Genomic DNA, 23421 nt, shown 5'->3' on the forward strand with positions numbered 1-23421 from the left:
CCCTCGCACCCCTCGCGAGCACAGCGGTGCACAGGGGGTCCTTCCTCTCCTCCCCCCCGCCCCTGTCCTCCGCTGACGCCCGTCAGGACGTGGGCGGCTGTCCCTCCGGCGGTGTCGGCGAGGAAGTGCCGCCCGGCGCCGTGCCGGCGCCCGGTTCCGGGCTCGTGCCCGCATCCGGCGCGGTGCGGGTCTCCGGGCTCGTACCGCCCTTGTGGGCGAGCCGGTCCATGGCGCCCTTGGCCTTGTCCGTACCTGCGTGGATCTTGTCGCTGTACTTGCCCTTGGTCTTCTCGTCGACCACCTTCGCGGCCTTGTCGAGGTTCTGTCCGATCGTGCCCCCGTGGCGCTGGGCGAGGTCCGACACCTTTTCCTTCGCCGGGCCGATCCTGGCCTTCATGTTGTCCAGCAGACCCATGGTTCACCTTCCCTGACGGAGCGGATTCCTTCTCCCCGGCGGTCGAGGTCTCCTCCGCCTCTCCGACCACCGAAGGAGTCGCGCGACCATCGAAGGGAGCCGCGCAAAAACGCCCATACTCACTCGATACCCTATTCGTTCTACCCCTTCACCTGCCGTCACACGACTCGTGCGCGGCACCTCCTGCGGGGTTTGGGAGACTGGTGCGGTGAGCAGCGCACCTTCCGCCCCCCGCGTCATCGCCGTCGTCGGCCCCACTGCGGCCGGAAAATCCGATCTCGGCGTCTTTCTGGCCCAGCGCCTCGGCGGTGAGGTCGTCAACGCCGACTCCATGCAGCTCTACCGCGGGATGGACATCGGCACCGCGAAGCTGACGCCCGAGGAGCGCGGTGGCGTACCGCACCACCTGCTCGACATCTGGGACGTGACCGTCACGGCGTCCGTCGCCGAGTACCAGCGGCTCGCCCGGGAGCGGATCGACGCGCTGCTCGCCGAGGGGCGCTGGCCGGTCCTGGTCGGCGGCTCCGGCCTGTACGTCCGCGGAGCCGTGGACAACCTGGAGTTCCCCGGCACCGACCCCGAGGTGCGCGCCCGGCTGGAGGACGAACTCACGCTGCGCGGCTCCGGGGCGCTGCACGCCCGCCTCGCCGCCGCCGACCCCGAGGCCGCGCGGGTGATCCTGCCCAGCAACGGCCGCCGGATCGTCCGGGCCCTCGAGGTCATCGAGATCACCGGCCGGCCCTTCACCGCCAACCTCCCGGGCCACGACTCGGTCTACGACACCGTGCAGATCGGCGTCGACGTGACCCGCCCCGAACTCGACGACCGGATCGCGCGGCGGGTCGACCGCATGTGGGAGGCGGGGCTCGTGGACGAGGTGCGCGCGCTGGAGGCGCGGGGCCTGCGCGAGGGGCGTACGGCGTCGCGTGCGCTCGGCTACCAGCAGGTGCTCGCGGCGCTCGCCGGGGAGTGCACGCTCGACGAGGCGCGCGCGGAGACCGTACGCGCCACGAAACGTTTCGCGCGCCGCCAGGACTCCTGGTTCCGGCGGGACCCCCGTGTGCACTGGCTGAGCGGGGCTGCGGCGGATCTCACAGAACTTCCGCATCTCGCCCTGGCGTTGGTCGAACGACCGGTCACAGCCTGATCACGTCATGGCATCGGGACGCCCAGGCCGTCATCCGGGCCTCCGGCGCCGTGCCATCATCATGCTCGGATCGACCGAGTGAAGTCCTAGTTGGGAGGGCGCGTGGCGATGGAGGCCGGCCCTCGCGACACCGCACAAGACACCGACCGCATCACCGTGGACCGCGGTGACGCGGATCCGGAGGAGGGCTCGTTGAGCCCGGACGGGCCCGACGAGACGCAGGGCGGCGTGACCGCGGACGGTCCCGGGCCAGAGGAGATGTTCGCCGGGCCCGAGGTGGAGGTCGAGCTGCGCCCGCAGCGGCGGCTGCGCATCTGGCAGCTGGCCCCGATCGTGGGCCTGGCCGTCGTCGGCTCGCTGATGTTCGCCTTCCCGCTGGCCTTCGACGGCGACAACGGCGCCGTGATCGCCATGCTGGGGCTGCTCATCTGCTCCTGCTCGGCCGGCTGGGGCATGATGGCCGCCCGCCGCGTCGGCCACACCTGGCCGGGCCTGCCGCCGCGCGGTTCCGGGCGGCGCCTGGACTGGCGGGTGCTCGGCGCGTACGTCCTCGTCGTCGCCGTGGTCGTGGTGCTCGCCGTGTGGCGAGTGGCCCGCCTGCGCTGACCCCCACACCCGACCCCGGCTCCGCCGGCCCCCGAGCACCACTGGTACCCGCGGTCCGTCCAGCCAGCCCCGACCACCACCCACACCCACACCCGCGCCCGGCCCCTGGCTCCGCCGGCTCCCGGACACCCTTCTTGCCCGGGATCCGGCGTCGTCCCGTGCCCGGGCGGGCTGGGTCCTCGCCGGGTGTGATCATGGGGTCGCCGGAGGGACCCCGTACGATCGAGCCATGAGCACGCGCATCCCCTTCCTCAAGGGGCACGGCACGGAGAACGACTTCGTGATCGTCCCGGACCCGGAGAACGCCGTCGAGCTGTCCCCGGCGGCCGTCGCCGCCCTGTGCGACCGCCGGGCGGGCATCGGCGGGGACGGAGTGCTGCACGTCGTGCGTTCCGCCGCGCACCCCGAGGCCCGCGCCATGGCGGCCGAGGCGGAGTGGTTCATGGACTACCGCAACGCCGACGGCTCCGTCGCGGAGATGTGCGGAAACGGCGTGCGGGTGTTCGCGCGCTACCTCCAGCACGCCGGGCACACGACCGAGGGCGACCTCGCGATCGCCACGCGCGGGGGCGTGAAGACCGTGCACATCGCCAAGGACGGTGACGTCACCGTCGGGATGGGCAGGGCGAGGCTCCCCGAAGGGGACGTCACCGTGAGCGTCGGCGGGCGCAGTTGGCCCGCGCGCAACGTGAACATGGGCAACCCGCACGCGGTCGCCTTCGTCGACGACCTCGACGACGCCGGGGACCTGCTCTCTCCGCCGTCCTTCAGCCCGGCTTCCGCCTACCCGGACGGCGTGAACGTCGAGTTCGTCGTCGACCGCGGTCCCCGCCACGTCGCCCTGCGCGTGCACGAGCGCGGCTCGGGCGAGACCCGCTCGTGCGGCACGGGCGCGTGTGCCGTCGCCGTGGCGGCCGCCCGGCGCGACGGCGCCGACCCGGCCGCCACCGGAACCCCGGCGACGTACACGGTGGATCTCCCCGGCGGAACGCTGGTGATCACCGAGCGGCCGGACGGCGAGATCGAGATGACCGGACCCGCGGTGCTCGTCGCCGAGGGCGAGATCGACGCGAAGTGGCTGGAAACAGCGGTCGGCTGACGGACGGCCGGCTGGACTTCGCAGTTTCGGCGGCCCATGGGAAGGTCATACGTATGCTCGGAGACGGGAACGGGCGGCGAATCCATGGCTGACCGCCTGTCAGGTGACTGAAAGCCGTAAACCTCCTGGCCATCGCTCGAATGGGTGATCCGTTTCACGCTCGCCGAGAGACGGCCGGTCGGGCGTGCTGGGCTCGGTAGCATCAATCACCGGCCCGGACGGGGGATCCGTTGCCAACCCCTGTGCCGCGTACGCCCTGGGGCGCCCCGTCCGCCGGTCCACGCAGCCGGAGGTGCCCATGAGTGCGGATGCCACGAATCCTGCGGCCCCGGGCCCGGTGGCTCCCGCGGGGCCCCGGCGCAGGGCCCGCCCGAGGATCGACCTGCGCCGGCTCGGCCGTGCCGCGCTGCTCGGCCCGGCCGCCCGCGACCGGCTTCCGGACGCCATCGGCCACGTGGTCGAGGCCCACCGTGCGCACTTCCCCGAGGCCGACCTCGAACCCCTGCGCCGCGCCTACGTCCTGGCCGAGTCCTCGCACCGCGGCCAGATGCGCAAGAGCGGCGAGCCCTACATCACGCATCCGCTCGCCGTGACCCTCATACTCGCCGAACTCGGCGCCGAGACCACGACGTTGACCGCGTCCTTGTTGCACGACACCGTCGAGGACACCGACGTGACGCTGGACCAGGTCCGCGAGCAGTTCGGCGAGGAGGTCCGCTACCTCGTCGACGGCGTCACCAAGCTGGAGAAGGTCGACTACGGCGCGGCCGCCGAGCCCGAGACCTTCCGCAAGATGCTCGTCGCCACCGGCAACGACGTCCGCGTGATGTCGATCAAACTCGCCGACCGGCTGCACAACATGCGCACCCTCGGCGTGATGCGCCCGGAGAAACAGGCCCGTATCGCCAAGGTGACCCGGGACGTCCTCATCCCGCTCGCCGAACGGCTCGGCGTGCAGGCGCTCAAGACCGAGCTGGAGGACCTCGTCTTCGCGATCCTGCACCCCGAGGAGTACGCGCACACACGCGAGTTGATCGCGGAGAACGCGAGTCGCTCCGGCGATCCGCTCACCGAGGTCGCCGAGCAGGTGCGCGGAGTGCTGCGCGAAGCGGACGTCCCCGCCGAAGTGCTCGTCAGACCACGGCACTTCGTCTCCGTGCACCGGGTCTCGCGTAAGCGCGGCCGACTGCGCGGCTGCGACTTCGGCCGGCTGCTGGTGCTGGTGAACGAGGACGCCGACTGCTACGCCGTCCTCGGTGAACTGCACACCTGTATGACGCCCGTCGTCTCGGAGTTCAAGGACTTCATCGCCGTACCCAAGTTCAACCTGTACCAGTCGCTGCACACCGCCGTCGCCCGCGAGGACGGGCAGGTCGTCGAAGTCCTCATCCGCACCCACCAGATGCACAAGGCCGCCGAGGCCGGGGTGGTCGCCCTCGGCAACCCCTACGCTCCCCCCGCGGAGGAGCACCCCGCCGGCGACGGCGAGCGCGCCGACCCCACCCGGCCCGGCTGGCTCTCCCGCCTCCTCGAATGGCAGCGGGCCGCGCCGGACACCGACACCTTCTGGTCCACCCTGCGCGAGGACCTCGCCCAGGACCGCGAGATCACCGTCTTCCGGCCCGACGGGGGCACTCTGGGCCTGCCCGAGGGCGCCACGTGTGTGGACGCCGCGTACGCGCAGTACGGCGAGGACGCGCACGCGTGCATCGGAGCCCGCGTCAACGGCCGCCTGGCGACCCTGAGCACCGTCCTGAAGGACGGCGACAGCGTCCAGCTCCTGATGGGCCAGGATCCGGCCTCCGAGCCCTCCCGGGAATGGCTGGACCACGCCCACACCCCGGCCGCCCGCATCGCCATCCAACGCCGGCTGGCCACCCGCCAGTCCGCCGCGGACCGGACCCAGGGCACCGGCGGGGACGCCGCACCCGCCGTGGGCAGCCCTGCGCGCGCCGGCTCCGCCGAGGTCGCGCGGGCCGGTGCGGAGGCCGGCCCGTCGCCGGTTGCGGGTCCCGTCGGCCCGGTCCCGTCGACCGGTCCCGCCGCGCAGGCCGCCCCCGGGTTCGGCACGGCGAGCGTCGCGGTCGTCGGCCGGTCCGACGCGGCCGCACGGCTCGCGGGCTGCTGTACGCCCGTACCGCCCGACGAGGTCACCGGCTTCGCCGTGCGCGGGGGAGCGGTGACCGTGCACCGTGTGGAGTGCGCCGCGGTCGCGCGGATGAGAAGCGCGGGGCGCGCGGAGTTCGGCGTGCGCTGGGGGGAGACCACCGCGTGCCGTGTCACACTGCTCGCGGAATCGTTCGGCCGCCCCCACCTGCTGGCCGACCTCACCGAGGCCATCGCCCTGGAGGGCGTAGAGATCATCTCCGCGACCGTGGCCCCGCCGGCACAGCAGCGCGTCCGCCACACGTACACCCTCCAACTCCCCGACGCGGCCGGGCTCCCGGCCCTGATGCGCGCGATGCGCGACGTGCCGGGCGTCTACGACGTGAGCCGCACCCAGCCTCAACCACCGGGGATGTGAGCCGCGCCTGCCCTGGTCCGCGCGCCCGGGCTGCCGACTCCGCGCCGGGGCTGCCGAGTCCGGGTCCGGGGCGCTCGCTCTCCGCGCCCGCGCGCCACTCCGCTCCACCGCGCCTCCGTGGTCCTGGGCTTGCTCCCATGGGGCTCATTCGGGTGGGTTGGGCGCGCGTCGGCGCGGTGCGGCGGGTGGGCGCTGATAGCCGTGATGCATGCCGCTCAGCCTTGGACCACGTGTCCCGCGTCGCCTGAAGGCGACTCTCCTCGCGTCCGCCGCCTGCGCTTGTCTGGTTGCCGCGAGTGCTCCGCCTCAGCCGCTGGGCATCGGTGACCGGCTGTTCCCGTACCTGGGCAACCCGGGGTACGACGTGTCGTCGTACGACCTGTCGTTCACCTACGCCGGTGACAACGGCAAGCCGCTCCGTGCCGTCACCACGATCGACGCGTGGACCACCGAGGACCTGGAGCGCGTGAACCTCGACTTCGCGCACGGCTCGGTCGACTCCGTGGAGGTCGACGGCCTGCCGGCCGATTTCGCCACCGCCGGCGAGGACCTCGTGGTCACCCCGAAGGTCCCGCTGCCCCGGGGCAGTTGGATGCGCATCACCGTGCGTCACACCAGCGACCCGATGCCCGCGAAGGGCCGCGACGGCGGCTGGGTGCGCACCGTGGACGGCCTCGCCATGGCCAACCAGGCCGACGCCGCCCACCTGGTGTTCCCGTGCAACGACCACCCCTCCGACAAGGCGATGTTCACCTTCCACGTGACCGCGCCCGACGGGTACACGGCCGTCGCCAACGGCCTCCCGGCCGGTGTCACCCGGAACGGCGGAACGACGACCTGGACGTACCGCACCCGGCACCCCATGGCCACCGAGCTGGCGCAGGTGTCCATCGGCCGCTCCGCCGTGGTGCACCGCACCGGCCCGCACGGCCTGCCCCTGCGCGACGTCGTCCCCGCCAAGGACCGCAAGGTCCTCGAACCCTGGCTGGCCAGGACCCCCGACCAGATCGCCTGGATGGAGAGCAAGGTCGGGCGGTACCCCTTCGAGACCTACGGCGTGCTCACGGCCTCCGCCGCCACCGGCTTCGAACTCGAGACGCAGACCCTGTCCCTCTTCGAGAAGAAGCTGTTCACCGAACCCGCCTACCCCCGGTGGTACGTCGAGTCGCTCATGGTGCACGAGCTGTCCCACCAGTGGTTCGGCGACAGCGTCAGCCCCCGCACCTGGTCCGACGTGTGGCTCAACGAGGGCCACGCCACCTGGTACGAGGCCCTGTACGCCGACGAGAAGGCGAACAAGCCGCTGGAGACCCGCATGAAGGCCGCCTACGGCGCCTCCGACCGCTGGCGCGAGGCCGGCGGACCGCCCGCGCGCCCCAAGCCGCCGAAGTCCGGACAGAAGATCGGCTTCTTCCGTGCGAACGTCTACGACGGCGCCGCGCTCGTCCTCTACGCGCTGCGCCAGGAGATCGGCAAGCCCGCCTTCGAGAGCCTGGAGCGGGCCTGGGTACGGGTCCACCGGGACGGCACGGCCACCACGGCCGATTTCGCACGCCTGGCCTCGGGCGTCGCCGGACGTGACCTGAGCGGCTTCTTCCAGGCCTGGCTGTACGGCGAGAAGACCCCGCCGATGCCCGGCCACTCCGACTGGAAGCCCGCCCCGCCGCCGAAGGGGGCGAGGAAGTGAGCGGTCGTGGAAGGAGCGGACGTGGAGGGAGGGGACGTGGAGGGAGCGGACGTGGAGGGAGCGGATGCGAAGGGGACAACCCGGAGGAGGAACCCGGAGGAATAACGCAGTGACGAGACGGGCCGTACCGTGCGACCATCTTCAGACCGGCGCGGCAGGGCCACGGGAATCTCCCGAGGTGCCCGTACGTTGTGACCGATGACGGACTCTCCCACCACGTAAGGACCAAATGACCTCCTCTTCTTCCTCTTCCCAGACGTTTGAGGCGTCCCAGGACAGCAAGCGCCTCGCGCACTCCTACCCCGAAGGTCTCCGGGCCGATGCCCTGATGGAAGAGGACGTCACCTGGAGCCACGAGTTCGACGGAGAGCGGGACGGCGATCAGTTCGACCGTTCCGAGCGGGCGGCGCTGCGCCGTGTCGCGGGCCTGTCCACCGAGCTCGAGGACGTCACCGAGGTCGAGTACCGCCAGCTCCGCCTGGAGCGGGTCGTGCTCGTCGGCGTATGGACCTCGGGGACCGCGCGGGACGCGGAGAACTCCCTGGCCGAGCTGGCCGCCCTCGCGGAGACGGCGGGCGCGGTCGTGCTCGACGGCGTGATCCAGCGCCGTGACAAGCCCGACGCGGCCACCTACATCGGCTCCGGCAAGGCGGCCGAGCTGCGCGACGTCGTCCTGGAGACGGGCGCGGACACCGTCATCTGCGACGGTGAGCTCAGCCCGGGCCAGCTGATCCACCTCGAGGACGTCGTCAAGGTCAAGGTGATCGACCGTACGGCCCTGATCCTGGACATCTTCGCCCAGCACGCCAAGTCCCGCGAGGGCAAGGCGCAGGTCGCGCTCGCCCAGATGCAGTACATGCTGCCGAGGCTGCGCGGCTGGGGTCAGTCGCTGTCCCGGCAGATGGGCGGCGGCAGCGGCGGCGGCCTCGCCACCCGCGGTCCCGGTGAGACCAAGATCGAGACGGACCGTCGGCGGATCCGCGAGAAGATGGCGAAGATGCGCCGGGAGATCGCGGAGATGAAGACCGGCCGCGAGATCAAGCGCCAGGAGCGGCGCCGCAACAAGGTGCCCTCCGTCGCCATCGCCGGCTACACCAACGCCGGCAAGTCCTCCCTGCTCAACCGGCTCACCGGCGCGGGTGTCCTGGTCGAGAACGCCCTGTTCGCGACCCTGGACCCGACCGTGCGCCGGGCCGAGACCCCGAGCGGGCGGCTCTACACGCTCGCGGACACCGTCGGCTTCGTCCGGCACCTGCCGCACCACCTGGTCGAGGCGTTCCGCTCCACCATGGAGGAGGTCGGGGACTCCGACCTGATCCTGCACGTGGTGGACGGCTCCCACCCCGACCCGGAGGAGCAGCTGGCCGCGGTGCGCGAGGTGATCAGGGACGTCGGCGCCACCGACGTACCCGAGATCGTCGTGGTCAACAAGGCGGACGCGGCGGACCCGCTGGTGATCCAGCGGCTGCTGCGGATCGAGAAGCGCTCCCTCGTCGTCTCGGCCCGCACCGGGCAGGGCATCGCCGAGCTGCTCGCGCTGATCGACAGCGAGCTGCCCCGGCCGTCCGTCGAGATCGAGGCGCTGGTGCCGTACACCCACGGCAAGCTGGTCGCCCGTGCCCACACCGAGGGCGAGGTGATCTCCGAGGAGCACACCGCGGAGGGCACCCTGCTCAAGGCCCGCGTGCACGAGGAGCTCGCGGCGGAGCTGGCACCGCACGTGCCCGCCCCCGCGCTCTGACCCACCGCCGCACGGCCCGAGGGCCCGCCCCCTGCGACAGGGGGCGGGCCCTCGGCGTCGTCACCGGGTCACCGGCCGCCGTACGTCCTGCTCATGTTCTGGTACAGCGCCTCCGCGCCCCGCCCGAGCTGCGGACCCGCCAGCCAGGTGTGGTCCGCCGGACCGATCGAGGTGTTGGACACCAGCTTGGTCCTGCCGTCCACCACGCGGAACCAGCCGCCGCCGGAGGAGCCGCCGGTCATGGTGCAGCCGATGCGGTACATCGTCGGGAGCGACGGGCTGAGCGACAGCCGGCCCGGCCGGTCGACGCAGCGGAACATGGTCAGCCCGCTGTACGGAGGCGCGGCCGGGTAGCCCCAGGCGCCCATCGTGGCGACCTGCGTCGCGGGCGGCGCGGAGAAGTCCACGTCCAGGGCCGCTCCGACGGTCTCCTCCAGCGACCGGGCACCGGACTGCGGCTTCACGTGCAGCACGGCGTAGTCGTACGCCGCGCCCGCGCCGCCCGTCTCCGAACCGCCCTGGATCCACTGGCTGGAGGTGGACGCCCAGTCCGCCCACCAGGCGCCGTACGGGGCGACCTCGGAGACCTTGGCGTTGCTCAGCTGCGCCGCGGACTTGCCGAGGTCGTTGTAGGCCGGCACGAACGCGATGTTGCGGTACCAGCCGCCGTCCCGGCCGGCGTGCACGCAGTGGCCCGCGGTCCACACCAGGTTGGACTTGCCGGGGTGGTTGACGTCCTTGACGACCGTGCCCGAGCAGACCATCGAGCCCTGGGGCGAGTCGAAGAAGACCTTGCCGACCGGCGCGGCGTTCTCGTGGTACGGCGTCTTCTCCGCCTGTGCCCGGACCGGTTCCGGGGCCGGGTCGCTGACGCCCTGGTCGGCGGCGGCGTCCTTGGTGGAGATCGTCTTGTTGGCCTCCTGGGCGGACTTCATCCGCTCGGGCTTCCACAGGCCCTCGATCACCGGGTTGACGAAGTCCTTGGCCTCACTGAGCCACTTGTCCTTGTCCCAGTCCTTCCAGCCGCCGTTCTTCCACTTGTCGACGTCGAACCCGTGCTCCTTGAGCTTGTCCGCGATGTCGGCGGGAATCCTGGCCTTGCCGTCGCCGCTGCCGCTGTCCGCGGTCTGTGAAGCCGTGGCGCCCGATGCGCCGGCGGCGTCGGCCGAGCCCGAGCTGTCGCAGGCGGTGCCGGTGAGCGCCAGGGCCGCGACGAGCCCGGTGGCGGTGAGGACGCTGCGCCGGCGCGAGCGCCGGGGCGTGGCGGACCCAGGTATCGACTGCATGGTGCGATGAACCCCCGTCGGTTGGTGTGAGTGCCGGTCGGTGCGCATGCCGGGCGCCCTGCCGGAGCGCCGAGCACCCCTAGTGTCATGAGCTTGTCAGCCGGGCTTCCGTGCGGAGCCGGTCGGAGCGGCACCCCACTATGCCCGGGGAATCGAGGGCGAACGGCGGCGGGATGGTGAAGGTTCCCGTGAGACACCCCGCCGCCCCCGGCCTACTGCCCGGCGAACTTCCCGCTGACCGCGTCGTACACGCCCTTGGCCTCAGCGCCCAGCCGCGGACCCGCCAGCCAGCCGGCCGTCACCGGGCCGATCGAGGTGTTGGAGACCAGGGCGGGCTTGCCGTCCGAGCCGGTCGCCACCCAGCCGCCGCCGGAGGAGCCGCCGGTCATGGTGCAGCCGATGCGGTACATCGTCGGGTCCGAGGCGTTCAGCGACAGCCGGCCCGGCTTGTCCTGGCACTGGTACAGCCGCTGGCCGTCGTACGGCGGAGCGGCCGGGTAGCCGGTCGCGGTCATGCTCCGCACCTGCGGCACGGCCGGGGCGGCGAAGTCCACGGGCAGCGCCGTGCCGACGGTCTCCTCCAGCGACTTGCCGTCGCCGCCCTGCTCGGGCGTCACGTGGATGACGGCGAAGTCGTAGGGGGCACCCTGCCCACCGGTCGGACCGCCCTGCTCGATCCACTGATCCGAGGTCTGCGCCCAGTCTCCCCACCACACGCCGTACGGCGCGACCTCGTCCTTGGCGGCGTTCTGGAGGTCGGCGGTGCTGCGGCCCGCGTCGTTGTACGAGGGCACGAAGGCGATGTTGCGGTACCAGCCGCCCTTCTTGCCGGCGTGCACGCAGTGGCCGGCCGTCCATACGAGGTTCGACTTGCCCGGGTGCGCCGGGTCCTGAACGACCGTCGCCGAGCAGACCATCGTGCCCTCGGGGGCGTCGAAGAACACCTTGCCCGCCGTCGCCGCGTTCGCGTGGTACGTCGGCGAGACCGCACGCGCCGTCACCGGCGCCGGGGTCGGGTCGGTGACACCCTGGTCGCCGGAGAGGTCGTTGTCGTCGACGCCCTTGTCCGGGTCCTTGGCGCGGCGCATCCGGTCGGGATCCCACAGGTCCTTGATGATCGGGTTGACGTAGTCCTTCGCCTCACGGAGCCAGTCGTCCTGGTTCCAGTCCTTCCAGGCGCCGTTCTTCCACTTGTCGATGTCGATCCCGTGTTCCTTGAGCTTCTTCCTGACATCGTCCGGGATCTTGATCTTTCCGTCGCCGGTCACGCCCGAGTCGTCGGCGGTCGCGGCGGAGGAGGGCCGGTCGTCGGCCTCGCTGTCGCCCGGGTCGCAGGCGGTCGCGAAGAGCGCGAGCGCGGAGGCCAGGGTGACGGCGGTCAGCGCGGGTGAGGTTCTACGGCGGGCGCCCCCTCCTCGACGCGTGGTGAAGAACGGGCGTATGGGTCGCATGCTCTGACTCCCCCTGCTGTGAACGGACTTGCTCCTTGCCGCAGCATTCTCACCCTGGGATCGGGGCCAGTTCACCCTGATCCCACGGCGTGCGCGAACGGCACCACACACTATGCGTTCGGCGTGGGGGCCCGCCGACGGGACGGCAACGGTTTCGCTACGGGCGACGGTTCCGTCACGGGCCGTCCGCGGCCGTGGGCGTCGACCGGGCAACTTTCCATGGCAGCAGGGATCTTGAGCGCACCCGTAACCATGTGGACCGTCCGGGGTTGTAGCGGTGAGGGTCCTGATGTCCGCGTCCGGGACCCGTGCCGCGGGCGGCGACCCGCCCGGCAGCGTGAGGCCTGCGCCTCGCGTCAGTGGCGGGCCGACGCCCTGGGACAGCGGGAGGACGAAGAGCCGTGACCGTGACGGAGTCCGCGCCCGGCGGGTGCGTGTCCGCGGAGGGGCGCGCCTCGCTGGCCGTGTTGGCCTACCGGGACGACCTCGACGTCCGGGAACCCGGCGCCCATGCGGGGGCGTTCCGCGGCAACCGGCTCGCCATGGCCGCGGGCACGGCCACCCTGGCTCATGTCCGGGAGAGCCGCCTCGTCGAACGCGCGGCGTCCCTCGGCGTCCACGTACTGACCCAACTACGCGACCTGGCCGGCCACTTCCCCTGCGTCGGCGAGGTGCGGGGACGGGGGCTGATGATCGGCCTCGAACTGGTGAGCCCGGAGGGTGAGCCCGAGGGGGACAGCGGCGGCGGGGCGGGCGTGCCCCACGCCCGAGAGCCCTGTCCCCCCGTACCCGAACTCGCCGCCACCGTCCAACGGGAGTGCCTGCGGCGGGGCTTGTTCGTCGAACTCGGTGGCCGCCATGCAAGCGTCGTACGGCTCCTTCCCCCGCTGACGATCACCGACGAGCAGGTCGCCGCCGTGCTCGGCCGCCTGGCCGACGCGGTCGAGGCGGTGGCCCGGAGCCACACCGGCCGAGGCGGTCAGGAGCGCCGGACCTCTCGGAGGCAGCCGAGCCCCACTGGCCGTCCGGAAGGCGCGGGGTAGCAGCCCCGCCCGCGTCCATCGACGGACGCCGCCCGGGGCGAGCAGGCCCGAGCCGACGCCGACGCCGACGCCGACGCCGAGGCCGAGGCCGAGGCCGCCACCAACGCGGCTCGGCCGCCCGGACCGAGGCACCGGTGCCGGAGGCGGCCCGGACCGAGGCAGCGGTGCCGGAGGCGGCCCGGACGAGCCGTCCGTTGCCCGTAGTCCGTCGCCCGCCGAACCCCGGCCTCCGGGCCCCGGGACCGCATGGACCGCTGAAGACACGACCCCCCGCCCAGCCGCCCCACCGCTTGGTCCGTATCGCACCGCCGCTGCCTCCACCGTCGCCTCCACCACCGCCCGGCCGGTTCGTCAGCCGCCGGACGGGTCGACCCGAACGTCACCCTCAGGAGCCGTCTTGAACCTCACCTCCACCTCCTACGGCCGCTCCCACACCCATGACCCGGTCGAGGAGTTCCCCCGGCAGGCGAGAAGGACTGCGGCCGCCCCGCGGCCCGACGGCACGGCCACCGACCCCCTGGAACACCCTGACCCGCACACCGCCGCCCAGGCCGCGGCCGTGGAGAACCTCCTGCGCTGCTGGGTGCGCGAGACCGGCACCGCCGCCCCGGGCTACGGCACCCTCCGTATCCCCCTCCGGGCCAGCGGGACGGCCCTGCTCGTCCCGGTTCACCACTGGTCCCCGACGGGCTGGCACCGCTTCGGCCTGCCCTACCTGGCCGACGCACCGGAGGACGCCCCGCCGGCCGACGCCGTCACGGTCGCCACGCTGCTCGTGCGGGAAGCACGCGCCAGGAACCGCGCCCCCAGGACTTCGCCGGCGCCCACAGCGGTCGACTCGTCCGCGAACCGGAATTCGGCCGAGCCCTCCGACACCGCCGCCCTGGACCTCGTCGCCCGTGTCGCCGACTCCGTTCGTGGCACCACCCTCTTCCTGCGCGACCGCCGGCACCGTCCCAGCGACGGAACCGACCGCTTCCTCTCCGCCGAGCAGGCCCTCCTGCTCGGACACCCGCTGCACCCGACCCCCAAGAGCCGCGAAGGCCTGTCGGAAACCGAAGTCCGCCACTACTCGCCCGAATTGCGAGGCTCCTTCCCGTTGCACTGGATGGCGGTCGCCCACTCCGTACTCGCCGGCGACTCGGCCTGGACCGAACGCGGCCGGACCGTGCCCGCCGGCCTGCTCACCGCCCGGCTCGCCGGGGCGGGGCTGCCCCTGCCCGACGGATACACCGCCCTGCCGCTGCACCCGTGGCAGTGGGGCGAGATGCGCCACCGCCCGGGTACGGCGGCCCTGCTCGACGCGGGCCTGCTGCGCGACCTGGGTCCCTACGGGCCGCCCTGGCACCCCACCTCCTCCGTGCGCACCGTCCACCGCACCGGCGCGGCCGCCATGCTCAAGCTGTCACTGGGCCTGCGCATCACCAACTCCCGTCGTGAGAACCTCCGCAAGGAACTGCACCGCGGTGTCGAGGTCCACCGGCTGCTGCGCAGCGGCCTCTCGCAGCAGTGGCGCGCCGCCCACCCCGGCTTCGACATCGTCCGCGACCCGGCCTGGCTGGCCGTGGACCAGGACGGAGCACCCGTGCCGGGTCTGGACGTGGTGATCCGGCACAATCCGTTCGACCCGTGGGACGACGTCTCCTGCGTCGCCGGACTCGTGGCACCCCGGCCCTACCCCCGGGCCGGTGCCCCGCTCTCCCTGCGGTCCCGCCTGGCCGAGGTCGTCACCGGCCTCGCCGTCCGCACCGGCCGCCCGTCGAGAGCCGTCGCCACCGAGTGGTTCCTGCGCTACCTCGAGCAGGTGGTCCGCCCCGTGCTCTGGCTGGACGGCGAGGCCGGAGTCGCCCTGGAGGCGCACCAGCAGAACACGCTGCTTCTGCTGGACGACGAAGGCTGGCCGGCGGGCGGTCGCTACCGCGACAACCAGGGCTACTACTTCCGCGTCTCCCGGCACGCGGAACTCGACGCCCGGCTGCCCGGCATCGGCGAGCACAGCGACACCTTCGTCTCCGACGAGGTCACCGACGAACGCTTCGCCTACTACCTGGCCGTCAACAACGTGTTCGGTCTCATCGGCGCCTTCGGCTCCCAACGGCTCGCCGACGAGCGGCTGCTGCTGGCCGCCTTCCGCCGCTTCCTCGCCGACGCGGCCTCCGGCCCCACCCGCACACGCTCCACCCTGCCGGCCCGCCTGCTCGACTCCCCGGTCCTGCGCTGCAAGGCCAACCTGCTGACCCGGCTGCACGGCCTCGACGAACTCGTCGGCCCGGTCGACACCCAGTCCGTCTACGTCACCATCGCCAACCCTCTGTACCTCTGATCCACACTCCGACTCCCGCCTTCCGCACACCCGTCTTCCGAGAGGAGCGCGCCATGCCTCCCACCGATGCCGGCGCCGCCACCGGACAAGGGCCGGCCACCGCTCCCCACCGCCGTCCGACCGAGGCGGGTGCCGAGGGAGAGGACACCCTCGAGCTGCGTCTGCCGGACGACTTCGTCGCGCGCTTCCGAGCGGCGAACAGGACGGGCACCCCGGCCACGGCCGACCTGCTCGACAGCGTGGGTGACTGGGGGCCCACCCCCACACCCGCGGGCGTCTTCCAGTTGGTTCCCGTCCGGCTCGAGCGGGACCTGCCGCTGATCAGTCGCTGGATGAACGACCCCGCCGTCGCGGAGTTCTGGCAGCTGTCGGGGCCGCGGGGTGTGACCGAGGCCCATCTGCTCGCGCAACTCGGCGGCGACGGCCGCAGCTTCCCCTGTCTCGGTCTGCTCGAGGGCACGCCGATGAGCTACTGGGAGATCTACCGGGCCGACCTCGATCCGCTGGCCCGGTACTACCCGGCCCGCCCGCACGACACCGGTATCCATCTCCTCGTCGGTGGGGTCGCCGACCGTGGGCGGGGGCTCGGCAGCACCCTGCTCAGAGCCGTGGCCGACCTGGTGCTCGACCGACGCCGCACATGTGCCCGCGTCCTCGCGGAACCCGACCTTCGCAACGCACCCTCCCTGGCCGCGTTTCTGAGCGCCGGTTTCCGGTTCGCCGCCGAGGTCGACCTGCCCGGCAAGCGGGCCGCCCTCATGATCCGCGACCGGATCCTGCGCGATCTGCTGTGACCATGAGCCACAGTGTCATCACTTCTGGTACACCTCTCAGCCCGATCCGGTTCCCACCCCGCCGGACCCGAGGAGGAGATACCCAGCCACCGGTCCCCGCCTTGATCGCCCGATTGTCGGTCCCGAGCCGTAGGGTGGTCGCGCTATGACGAAGCCCTCCCTCCCCGAACTCCTGCATGCCGCCGTCGCCGCCGTCGGCGGTACGGAGCGCCCCGGCCAGGTGACCATGGCCCAATCCGTCGCGGACGCGATCGACGACGGCTCGCATCTGCTGGTCCAGGCCGGCACCGGCACCGGAAAGTCCCTCGGCTACCTCGTGCCCGCCCTGGCCCATGGGGAGAGAGTGGTCGTGGCCACTGCGACCCTCGCCCTCCAGCGCCAGCTCGTCGAGCGGGACCTGCCGCGCACGGTCGACGCCCTGCACCCGCTGCTGCGCCGCCGCCCGGAGTTCGCCATGCTCAAGGGCCGGTCGAACTACCTGTGCCTGCACCGCCTGCACGAAGGCATGCCACAGGACGAGGAGGAGGGACTGTTCGACCAGTTCGAGGCGGCCGCGCCCACCAGCAAGCTGGGCCAGGACCTGCTGCGGCTGCGTGACTGGGCCGACGAGACCGAGTCCGGCGACCGCGACGACCTGGCGCCCGGAGTGTCCGACCGGGCCTGGGCACAGGTGTCGGTCTCGTCGCGGGAGTGCCTGGGCGCCTCCAAGTGCGCCTACGGCGCCGAGTGCTTCGCCGAGATGGCCCGGGAGCACGCCAAGCTCGCCGAGGTCGTCGTCACCAACCACGCGCTGCTCGCGATCGACGCCATCGAGGGCGCGCCGGTCCTCCCGCAGCATGAGGTGCTCATCGTCGACGAGGCGCACGAACTCGTCTCGCGGGTCACCGGCGTCGCCACCGGAGAGCTCACCCCCGGTCAGGTCAACCGCGCGGTGCGCCGCGCCGCCAAGCTGGTGAACGAGAAGGCCGCCGATCAGCTGCAGACCGCGGCCGAGGGCTTCGAGCGTTTGATGGAGCTCGCCCTGCCGGGCCGCCTGGAGGAGATCCCCGAGGACCTCGGCTATGTGCTGCTGGCCCTGCGGGACGCCTCGCGCAACGTCATCTCCGCGCTCGGCGCCACCCGAGACAGGTCGGTCCAGGACGAGGACGCCGTCCGCAAACAGGCCCTGGCCTCCGTGGAGAACGTGCACGACGTGGCGGAGCGCATCACCAACGGTTCCGAGTGGGACGTCGTCTGGTACGAGCGCCACGACCGCTTCGGCGCCTCCCTGCGCGTCGCGCCCATGTCCGTCTCGGGCCTGCTGCGGGAGAAGCTCTTCGCGGACCGCTCCGTCGTCCTGACCTCCGCGACCCTCAAACTCGGCGGCGACTTCAACGGCGTCGGCGCCTCCCTCGGTCTCGCGCCGGAGGGCACCGAGGGCGACGACGCGCCGCAGTGGAAGGGCGTCGACGTCGGCTCGCCCTTCGACTATCCCAAGCAGGGCATCCTGTACATCGCCAAGCACCTGTCGCGTCCCGCGCGGGACGGTGACCGGGGCGACATGCTCGACGAGCTGACGGAGCTGATCCAGGCGGCGGGCGGGCGCACGCTCGGCCTGTTCTCCTCCATGCGGGCGGCCCAGCTGGCCGCGGAGGAGCTGCGCGGGCGCATCCCCGAGTTCCCGATCCTGCTCCAGGGCGAGGAGACGCTGGGCGAACTGATCAAGAACTTCGCGGCGGATCCCAGGACGTGCCTCTTCGGCACGTTGTCGCTCTGGCAGGGCGTGGACGTCCCCGGGCCCAGCTGCCAGCTGGTCGTCATGGACAAGATCCCGTTCCCCCGCCCCGACGACCCGGTGATGAGCGCCCGCCAGAAGGCCGTGGAGGACGCCGGGGGCAACGGCTTCATGGCGGTGGCCGCCACGCACGCCGCGCTCCTCATGGCCCAGGGCGCCGGACGCCTCGTACGGGCGTCGGGGGACCGCGGCGTGGTCGCCGTACTGGATCCGCGCCTGGCGACGGCCCGGTACGGCGGCTATCTGAAGGCGTCGCTGCCGGACTTCTGGTCCACCACGGACCGCAACCAGGTGCGCAAGTCGCTGGCGGCCATCAACGCGGTGGCCGAGCAGGAGGGGAACTGAGCGCGGGGGTAGCCTGACCGGCGCCGGTCAGGCTACCCCCGCACTCCGCAAGCGCGGTGACCGGGGCCGGCCCCTACGGGGTCCGTACACAGCACGGAGCCCCGGAACCGGCGCAGGGGTCCCGGGGCCCGATCAAGGGGGCAGGTGGGCGAGTGTGCCCGACGCGGTTCTCACACGCGCCGCAGCACCGCCACCACCTTGCCGAGGATGGTCGCGTCGTCGCCCGGGATCGGCTCGTAGGCCGCGTTGTGCGGGAGGAGCCAGACGTGGCCGTCCTCGCGCTTGAAGCGCTTGACGGTGGCCTCGCCGTCGATCATCGCGGCCACGATGTCGCCGTTCTCGGCGACCTGCTGACGGCGGACTGTGACCCAGTCGCCGTCGCAGATCGCGGCCTCGATCATCGAGTCGCCGACGACCTTGAGGACGAACAGCTCTCCGTCACCGACCAGCTGCCGGGGAAGGGGGAAGACGTCCTCGACCGACTCCTCGGCGAGGATGGGGCCACCGGCCGCGATCCTGCCGACCAGAGGGACGTACGACGCGGCCGGCTTGCCGACCGTGTCCGTCGGCTGCAACGCGGTGGCCTGGTCCGAGCCGCGGACCTCGTACGCCCGCGGACGGTGCGGATCGCGCCGCAGGAAACCCTTGCGCTCGAGCGCCATCAGCTGATGTGCGACCGAGGAGGTGCTGGAGAGGCCGACCGCCTGCCCGATCTCCCGCATGGACGGCGGGTAGCCGCGCCGCTGCACGGAGTCCCTGATGACTTCGATCACCCGGCGCTGGCGATCGGTGAGGCCTGAGCTGTCCGCCCGGATTCCCGGAGGTCGGCCCGGCAGGGAGCGCTTGTGCCCCTCTGGATTCGTGGCTTCGTTCATCGCATGCACCGGCTCGAGTCGGCCCTGGGAGCGGTCCTGGGCAGTGATGGTGGCACTGTCTGCGGTGGTGGTCACGTCGGCCCCTCTCGATGGTCTCCCTCCGGCACAACGGTAGTTGCTTTCGAAAGGTTGCGCCAAACACACGTTCGAGTGAAAAAAGGCCGTCAGCCGGACTTGAATCCGTATCTGGGTGTATGGGCAATGTGGTCCCCGGCAGGCAAAGGGGCTCATTGTTGTACTCTTCACCGCCGGGACGGCCGCCTCGTTGGGTGCCGCGTGCCGCCCCAGTCTGCCATCCGGTGCCCCTTCAGTCGGGTACCGCCTCCGGTCTGCCCCGGAGTCCCACGCGTCCTCCGTGCGGCGCTCACGGTATCTCCGTAAGCTCCCTCCGCGGGCGCGGACGCCAGTGGCGCGTTGCCCCTGGTGGCTCTGCCGCCCGGCGTCCGGCCGTATCCGTGCGACACGCGCGCATCGCCTGCCCGTAGGGGGCCAATCCCCACATGTAGTGGTTGGATGGCTACAGCGGCCCACAGATTGTGTTCCCCCCGGTCTTCGGGCCACAGTTCATCGCCTATGCTTGTGCCTGCTTCGCGGGGCCCATGAGGCTGGCGAGGCCCATGAGTCTGCTGTGAGGAGGGTTGGAGTCCCATGCACTGCCCCTTCTGCAGGCACCCCGACAGCCGCGTGGTCGACAGCCGTACGACGGACGACGGCACGTCCATCCGCAGGCGCCGCCAGTGCCCTGACTGCTCCCGTCGGTTCACGACGGTGGAGACGTGCTCGCTCATCGTGGTCAAGCGGTCCGGGGTCACCGAGCCCTTCAGCCGGATCAAGGTCATCAACGGTGTGCGCAAGGCTTGCCAGGGGCGGCCCGTCACCGAGGACGCGCTCGCCCAGCTCGGCCAGCGGGTCGAGGAGGCGGTGCGCGCCAGCGGCAGCGCCGAGGTGGCCGCTCACGAGGTGGGGCTCGCCATACTCGGCCCCCTGAAGGAGCTCGACCTCGTCGCCTATCTGCGGTTCGCGTCCGTCTACCGGGCGTTCGACTCGCTCGAGGACTTCGAGTCCGCCATTGCGGAACTCAGAGAAGGAACGGGGCGCCCCGCCGCGCAGGACGGCGACTGCCCTGGCGTGGGCGGCCAGGAAGACGGCCGCGGGCGTGGTGGGACGACTGAGGCCCCCCTGCCCGCAGGCACCGCCGACTGAGGAGCGGGCCGATCCGGACGGTGCGTCCGGATCCGGCTCGGCGGCGGTGAGGAAGACCTGTCGCGGGTGGCAGCGAGGGTGCCCGCGGCACCAGACAGAACACCGTGCCCCGGAACAACAGGGGCACTTCAGGGCGTTTACGCCCGTACAGGGAGGCGGCATGACAGAGACGGCGAGCGGCCCGGCACGAGGTTCCCGAGCCAAGGGCACCAAGGCCGGCAAGGGGCTGCGTATCGAGCGCATCCACACCACCCCCGGCGTGCACCCGTACGACGAGGTGGCCTGGGAGCGCCGTGACGTCGTCATGACCAACTGGCGCGACGGCTCGGTCAACTTCGAGCAGCGTGGCGTCGAGTTCCCCGACTTCTGGTCGGTGAACGCGGTCAACATCGTCACCAGCAAGTACTTCCGCGGTGCCGTCGGCACCCCGCAGCGCGAGACCAGCCTCAGGCAGCTGATCGACCGCATCGTGAAGACGTACCGGCAGGCCGGCGAGGACAACAAGTACTTCGCCTCGCCCGCCGACGCCGAGATCTTCGAGCACGAACTGGCCTACGCCCTCCTGCACCAGATCTTCAGCTTCAACAGCCCCGTCTGGTTCAACGTCGGCACCAAGCAGCCCCAGCAGGTCTCCGCCTGCTTCATCCTGTCCGTCGACGACTCCATGGAGTCGATCCTCGACTGGTACAAGGAAGAGGGCATGATCTTCAAGGGCGGTTCCGGCGCCGGCCTGAACCTGTCCCGCGTCCGCTCCTCCAAGGAGCTGCTCTCCTCCGGCGGCAACGCCTCCGGGCCCGTCTCCTTCATGCGCGGCGCCGACGCCTCCGCCGGCACCATCAAGTCCGGCGGCGCCACCCGCCGCGCGGCCAAGATGGTCATCCTCGACGTCGACCACCCCGACATCGAGGACTTCATCCAGACCAAGGTCAAGGAGGAGGAGAAGATCCGCGCCCTGCGCGACGCGGGCTTCGACATGGACCTCGGCGGTGATGACATCACCTCCGTCCAGTACCAGAACGCCAACAACTCGGTCCGCGTGAACGACACGTTCATGAAGGCGGTCGAGCAGAGCGGCTCGTTCGGTCTGCGCGCGCGGATGACCGGCGAGGTCATCGAGCAGGTCGACGCCAAGGACCTGTTCCGGAAGATGGCCGAGGCCGCCTGGGCCTGCGCCGACCCGGGCATCCAGTACGACGACACGATCAACCACTGGCACACCTGCCCGGAGTCCGGCCGCATCAACGGCTCGAACCCCTGCAGCGAGTACATGCACCTGGACAACACGTCCTGCAACCTCGCCTCGCTGAACCTGATGAAGTTCCTCAAGGACGACGGCCAGGGCCACCAGTCCTTCGAGGTCGAGCGCTTCGCCCAGGTCGTCGAGCTGGTCATCACGGCGATGGACATCTCCATCTGCTTCGCGGACTTCCCGACCCAGAAGATCGGCGAGAACACGCGCGCGTACCGCCAGCTCGGCATCGGCTACGCCAACCTCGGCGCGCTGCTGATGGCGACGGGCCACGCCTACGACTCCGACGGCGGCCGCGCCCTCGCCGGTGCCATCACCTCCCTGATGACGGGTACCGCCTACAAGCGCTCGGCCGAGCTCGCCGCGGTCGTCGGCCCGTACGACGGCTACGCCCGCAACTCCCAGCCGCACCTGCGGGTGATGAAGCAGCACGCCGACGCCAACGCCACGGCCGTCCGCATGGACGACCTGGACTCGCCGGTCTGGGCCGCCGCCACGGAGGCCTGGCAGGACGTGCTGCGGATCGGTGAGAAGAACGGCTTCCGCAACTCCCAGGCGTCCGTCCTCGCGCCCACCGGCACCATCGGCCTGGCCATGTCCTGCGACACCACCGGTGTCGAGCCCGACCTCGCGCTGGTCAAGTTCAAGAAGCTGGTCGGCGGCGGCTCGATGCAGATCGTCAACGGCACCGTCCCGCAGGCCCTGCGCCGCCTGGGCTACCAGGAGGAGCAGATCGAGGCGATCGTCGCCCACATCGCCGAGCACGGCAACGTGATCGACGCTCCCGGCCTCAAGCACGAGCACTACGAGGTCTTCGACTGCGCCATGGGCGAGCGCGCCATCTCGCCGATGGGCCACGTCCGCATGATGGCCGCGATCCAGCCGTGGATCTCCGGCGCCATCTCCAAGACGGTCAACATGCCGGAGTCGGCGACCGTCGAGGAGGTCGAGGAGATCTACTTCGAGGCGTGGAAGCTGGGCGTCAAGGCGCTCGCCATCTACCGCGACAACTGCAAGGTCGGCCAGCCGCTCTCCGCCAAGAAGAAGGAGGACGAGAAGGCCGAGATCGCCGAGAAGGCCGAGGGCACGATCCGCAGCGCGGTCGAGAAGGTCGTCGAGTACCGCCCGGTCCGCAAGCGCCTGCCCAAGGGCCGGCCCGGCATCACCACTTCCTTCACGGTCGGCGGCGCCGAGGGCTACATGACCGCCAATTCCTACCCGGACGACGGTCTCGGCGAGGTCTTCCTGAAGATGTCCAAGCAGGGCTCGACGCTCGCGGGAATGATGGACGCCTTCTCGATCGCCGTGTCGGTGGGCCTTCAGTACGGCGTGCCGCTGGAGACGTACGTCTCGAAGTTCACCAACATGCGCTTCGAGCCGGCCGGTATGACCGACGACCCGGACGTGCGGATGGCGCAGTCGATCGTCGACTACATCTTCCGCCGCCTGGCGCTGGACTTCCTGCCCTTCGAGACGCGCTCCGCACTCGGCATCCACTCCGCCGAGGAGCGTCAGCGCCACCTCGAGACCGGTTCCTACGAGCCGACCGACGACGAGCTCGACGTCGAGGGCCTGGCCCAGTCGGCGCCCCGGCAGACCGACCTGAAGGCGGTCGCCGCGCCGAAGGCCGAGGTCGAGGCGGCCAAGCCCGCTCCCAAGCAGGCGCACACCAGCGCCGAGCTGGTGGAGATGCAGCTGGGCATCCAGGCCGACGCCCCGCTGTGCTTCTCCTGCGGTACGAAGATGCAGCGGGCCGGCTCCTGCTACATCTGCGAGGGCTGCGGTTCGACCAGCGGTTGCAGCTGACCTGACGGGTACGCCGTGAAGTAAGGGGCGTCGGCCATTGGCCGCGCCCCTTA

Annotated in this window: 15 protein-coding genes and 1 pseudogene; 12 read left to right on the forward strand and 4 right to left on the reverse strand. The window is 71.5% G+C overall.

Features of this window, described 5'->3' with window-relative positions; all coding sequences use genetic code 11:
• Nucleotides 1-82: 82 nt before the first annotated feature.
• A complete protein-coding gene (locus tag ACTYVM_RS28390; protein ID WP_445528686.1) occupies nucleotides 83-415 on the reverse strand; it encodes an antitoxin in 333 nt (110 codons plus the stop codon).
• A gap of 208 nt (nucleotides 416-623) precedes the next feature.
• On the opposite strand from ACTYVM_RS28390, the gene miaA reads away from it, so the two are divergent.
• The 6 genes from miaA (at nucleotide 624) to hflX (ending at nucleotide 9219) form a co-directional block, all read left to right on the forward strand.
• Complete coding sequence (gene miaA, locus ACTYVM_RS28395; protein ID WP_445528687.1) at nucleotides 624-1562, forward strand: tRNA (adenosine(37)-N6)-dimethylallyltransferase MiaA; 939 nt, start codon at nucleotides 624-626, stop codon at nucleotides 1560-1562.
• 108 nt (nucleotides 1563-1670) lie between these two features.
• Nucleotides 1671-2168 (forward strand): hypothetical protein, encoded by a 498-nt coding sequence (locus ACTYVM_RS28400; protein WP_445528688.1) that lies wholly within the window; start codon nucleotides 1671-1673, stop codon nucleotides 2166-2168.
• Between the two features lie 229 nt (nucleotides 2169-2397).
• The gene (gene dapF / locus ACTYVM_RS28405; RefSeq protein WP_445528689.1) at nucleotides 2398-3267 is read left to right on the forward strand and encodes a diaminopimelate epimerase; all 870 of its coding nucleotides are present in this window, start codon (nucleotides 2398-2400) and stop codon (nucleotides 3265-3267) included.
• A 298-nt stretch (nucleotides 3268-3565) separates the two neighbouring features.
• Nucleotides 3566-5791 carry a RelA/SpoT family protein gene (locus ACTYVM_RS28410; RefSeq protein WP_445528690.1) on the forward strand — a complete coding sequence of 742 codons (2226 nt, stop codon included), beginning with the start codon at nucleotides 3566-3568 and terminating at the stop codon, nucleotides 5789-5791.
• Between the two features lie 208 nt (nucleotides 5792-5999).
• Nucleotides 6000-7478, forward strand: coding sequence for a M1 family metallopeptidase (locus ACTYVM_RS28415; protein ID WP_445528691.1), 1479 nt, complete (start codon nucleotides 6000-6002; stop codon nucleotides 7476-7478).
• 229 nt (nucleotides 7479-7707) lie between these two features.
• On the forward strand, nucleotides 7708-9219 hold the full coding sequence (hflX, locus tag ACTYVM_RS28420) for a GTPase HflX (protein WP_400026689.1): 1512 nt from the start codon (nucleotides 7708-7710) through the stop codon (nucleotides 9217-9219).
• A gap of 68 nt (nucleotides 9220-9287) precedes the next feature.
• Here the strand turns inward: hflX and ACTYVM_RS28425 are convergent, their stop codons facing one another.
• Both ACTYVM_RS28425 and ACTYVM_RS28430 read right to left on the reverse strand, forming a co-directional pair.
• A complete protein-coding gene (locus ACTYVM_RS28425) occupies nucleotides 9288-10505 on the reverse strand; it encodes a trypsin-like serine peptidase (protein WP_445528692.1) in 1218 nt (405 codons plus the stop codon).
• Between the two features lie 212 nt (nucleotides 10506-10717).
• Entirely contained in the window at nucleotides 10718-11956 is a 1239-nt protein-coding gene (locus ACTYVM_RS28430; protein WP_445528693.1) for a trypsin-like serine peptidase, read from the reverse strand.
• A gap of 446 nt (nucleotides 11957-12402) precedes the next feature.
• On the opposite strand from ACTYVM_RS28430, the pseudogene ACTYVM_RS28435 reads away from it, so the two are divergent.
• The 4 genes and pseudogenes from ACTYVM_RS28435 to ACTYVM_RS28450 all read left to right on the forward strand — a co-directional run.
• Nucleotides 12403-12999, forward strand: a pseudogene (locus ACTYVM_RS28435) (aminotransferase class III-fold pyridoxal phosphate-dependent enzyme); the annotation flags it as partial.
• A 397-nt stretch (nucleotides 13000-13396) separates the two neighbouring features.
• Complete coding sequence (locus ACTYVM_RS28440; RefSeq protein WP_445528694.1) at nucleotides 13397-15322, forward strand: IucA/IucC family protein; 1926 nt, start codon at nucleotides 13397-13399, stop codon at nucleotides 15320-15322.
• Nucleotides 15323-15375: 53 nt separating this feature from the next.
• The gene (locus ACTYVM_RS28445; protein WP_445528695.1) at nucleotides 15376-16116 is read left to right on the forward strand and encodes a GNAT family N-acetyltransferase; all 741 of its coding nucleotides are present in this window, start codon (nucleotides 15376-15378) and stop codon (nucleotides 16114-16116) included.
• Between the two features lie 145 nt (nucleotides 16117-16261).
• Entirely contained in the window at nucleotides 16262-18235 is a 1974-nt protein-coding gene (locus tag ACTYVM_RS28450; protein ID WP_400026696.1) for an ATP-dependent DNA helicase, read from the forward strand.
• A gap of 170 nt (nucleotides 18236-18405) precedes the next feature.
• Here ACTYVM_RS28450 and lexA read toward each other — a convergent pair whose 3' ends face one another.
• Nucleotides 18406-19185, reverse strand: a complete 780-nt coding sequence (lexA, locus tag ACTYVM_RS28455; RefSeq protein WP_141357653.1) for a transcriptional repressor LexA — start codon at nucleotides 19183-19185, stop codon at nucleotides 18406-18408.
• Nucleotides 19186-19758: 573 nt separating this feature from the next.
• Between lexA and nrdR the strand changes: the two genes are divergently transcribed.
• Both nrdR and ACTYVM_RS28465 read left to right on the forward strand, forming a co-directional pair.
• The gene (gene nrdR / locus ACTYVM_RS28460; RefSeq protein WP_445528696.1) at nucleotides 19759-20313 is read left to right on the forward strand and encodes a transcriptional regulator NrdR; all 555 of its coding nucleotides are present in this window, start codon (nucleotides 19759-19761) and stop codon (nucleotides 20311-20313) included.
• Between the two features lie 160 nt (nucleotides 20314-20473).
• The gene (locus ACTYVM_RS28465) at nucleotides 20474-23368 is read left to right on the forward strand and encodes a vitamin B12-dependent ribonucleotide reductase (RefSeq protein WP_445528697.1); all 2895 of its coding nucleotides are present in this window, start codon (nucleotides 20474-20476) and stop codon (nucleotides 23366-23368) included.
• The last annotated feature ends 53 nt before the right edge of the window (nucleotides 23369-23421 follow it).

It is taken from the genome of Streptomyces cyslabdanicus (assembly GCF_052663305.1).

Bases quoted from the DNA above. Each gene is read 5' to 3' on its own strand.
- ACTYVM_RS28390 (WP_445528686.1), bottom strand. From the start codon at position 415: ATGGGTCTGCTGGACAACATGAAGGCCAGGATCGGCCCGGCGAAGGAA.
- ACTYVM_RS28400 (WP_445528688.1), top strand. From the start codon at position 1,671: ATGGAGGCCGGCCCTCGCGACACCGCACAAGACACCGACCGCATCACC.
- dapF (WP_445528689.1), top strand. From the start codon at position 2,398: ATGAGCACGCGCATCCCCTTCCTCAAGGGGCACGGCACGGAGAACGAC.
- ACTYVM_RS28410 (WP_445528690.1), top strand. From the start codon at position 3,566: ATGAGTGCGGATGCCACGAATCCTGCGGCCCCGGGCCCGGTGGCTCCC.
- ACTYVM_RS28415 (WP_445528691.1), top strand. From the start codon at position 6,000: ATGCCGCTCAGCCTTGGACCACGTGTCCCGCGTCGCCTGAAGGCGACT.
- hflX (WP_400026689.1), top strand. From the start codon at position 7,708: ATGACCTCCTCTTCTTCCTCTTCCCAGACGTTTGAGGCGTCCCAGGAC.
- ACTYVM_RS28425 (WP_445528692.1), bottom strand. From the start codon at position 10,505: ATGCAGTCGATACCTGGGTCCGCCACGCCCCGGCGCTCGCGCCGGCGC.
- ACTYVM_RS28430 (WP_445528693.1), bottom strand. From the start codon at position 11,956: ATGCGACCCATACGCCCGTTCTTCACCACGCGTCGAGGAGGGGGCGCC.
- ACTYVM_RS28445 (WP_445528695.1), top strand. From the start codon at position 15,376: ATGCCTCCCACCGATGCCGGCGCCGCCACCGGACAAGGGCCGGCCACC.
- ACTYVM_RS28450 (WP_400026696.1), top strand. From the start codon at position 16,262: ATGACGAAGCCCTCCCTCCCCGAACTCCTGCATGCCGCCGTCGCCGCC.
- nrdR (WP_445528696.1), top strand. From the start codon at position 19,759: ATGCACTGCCCCTTCTGCAGGCACCCCGACAGCCGCGTGGTCGACAGC.
- ACTYVM_RS28465 (WP_445528697.1), top strand. From the start codon at position 20,474: ATGACAGAGACGGCGAGCGGCCCGGCACGAGGTTCCCGAGCCAAGGGC.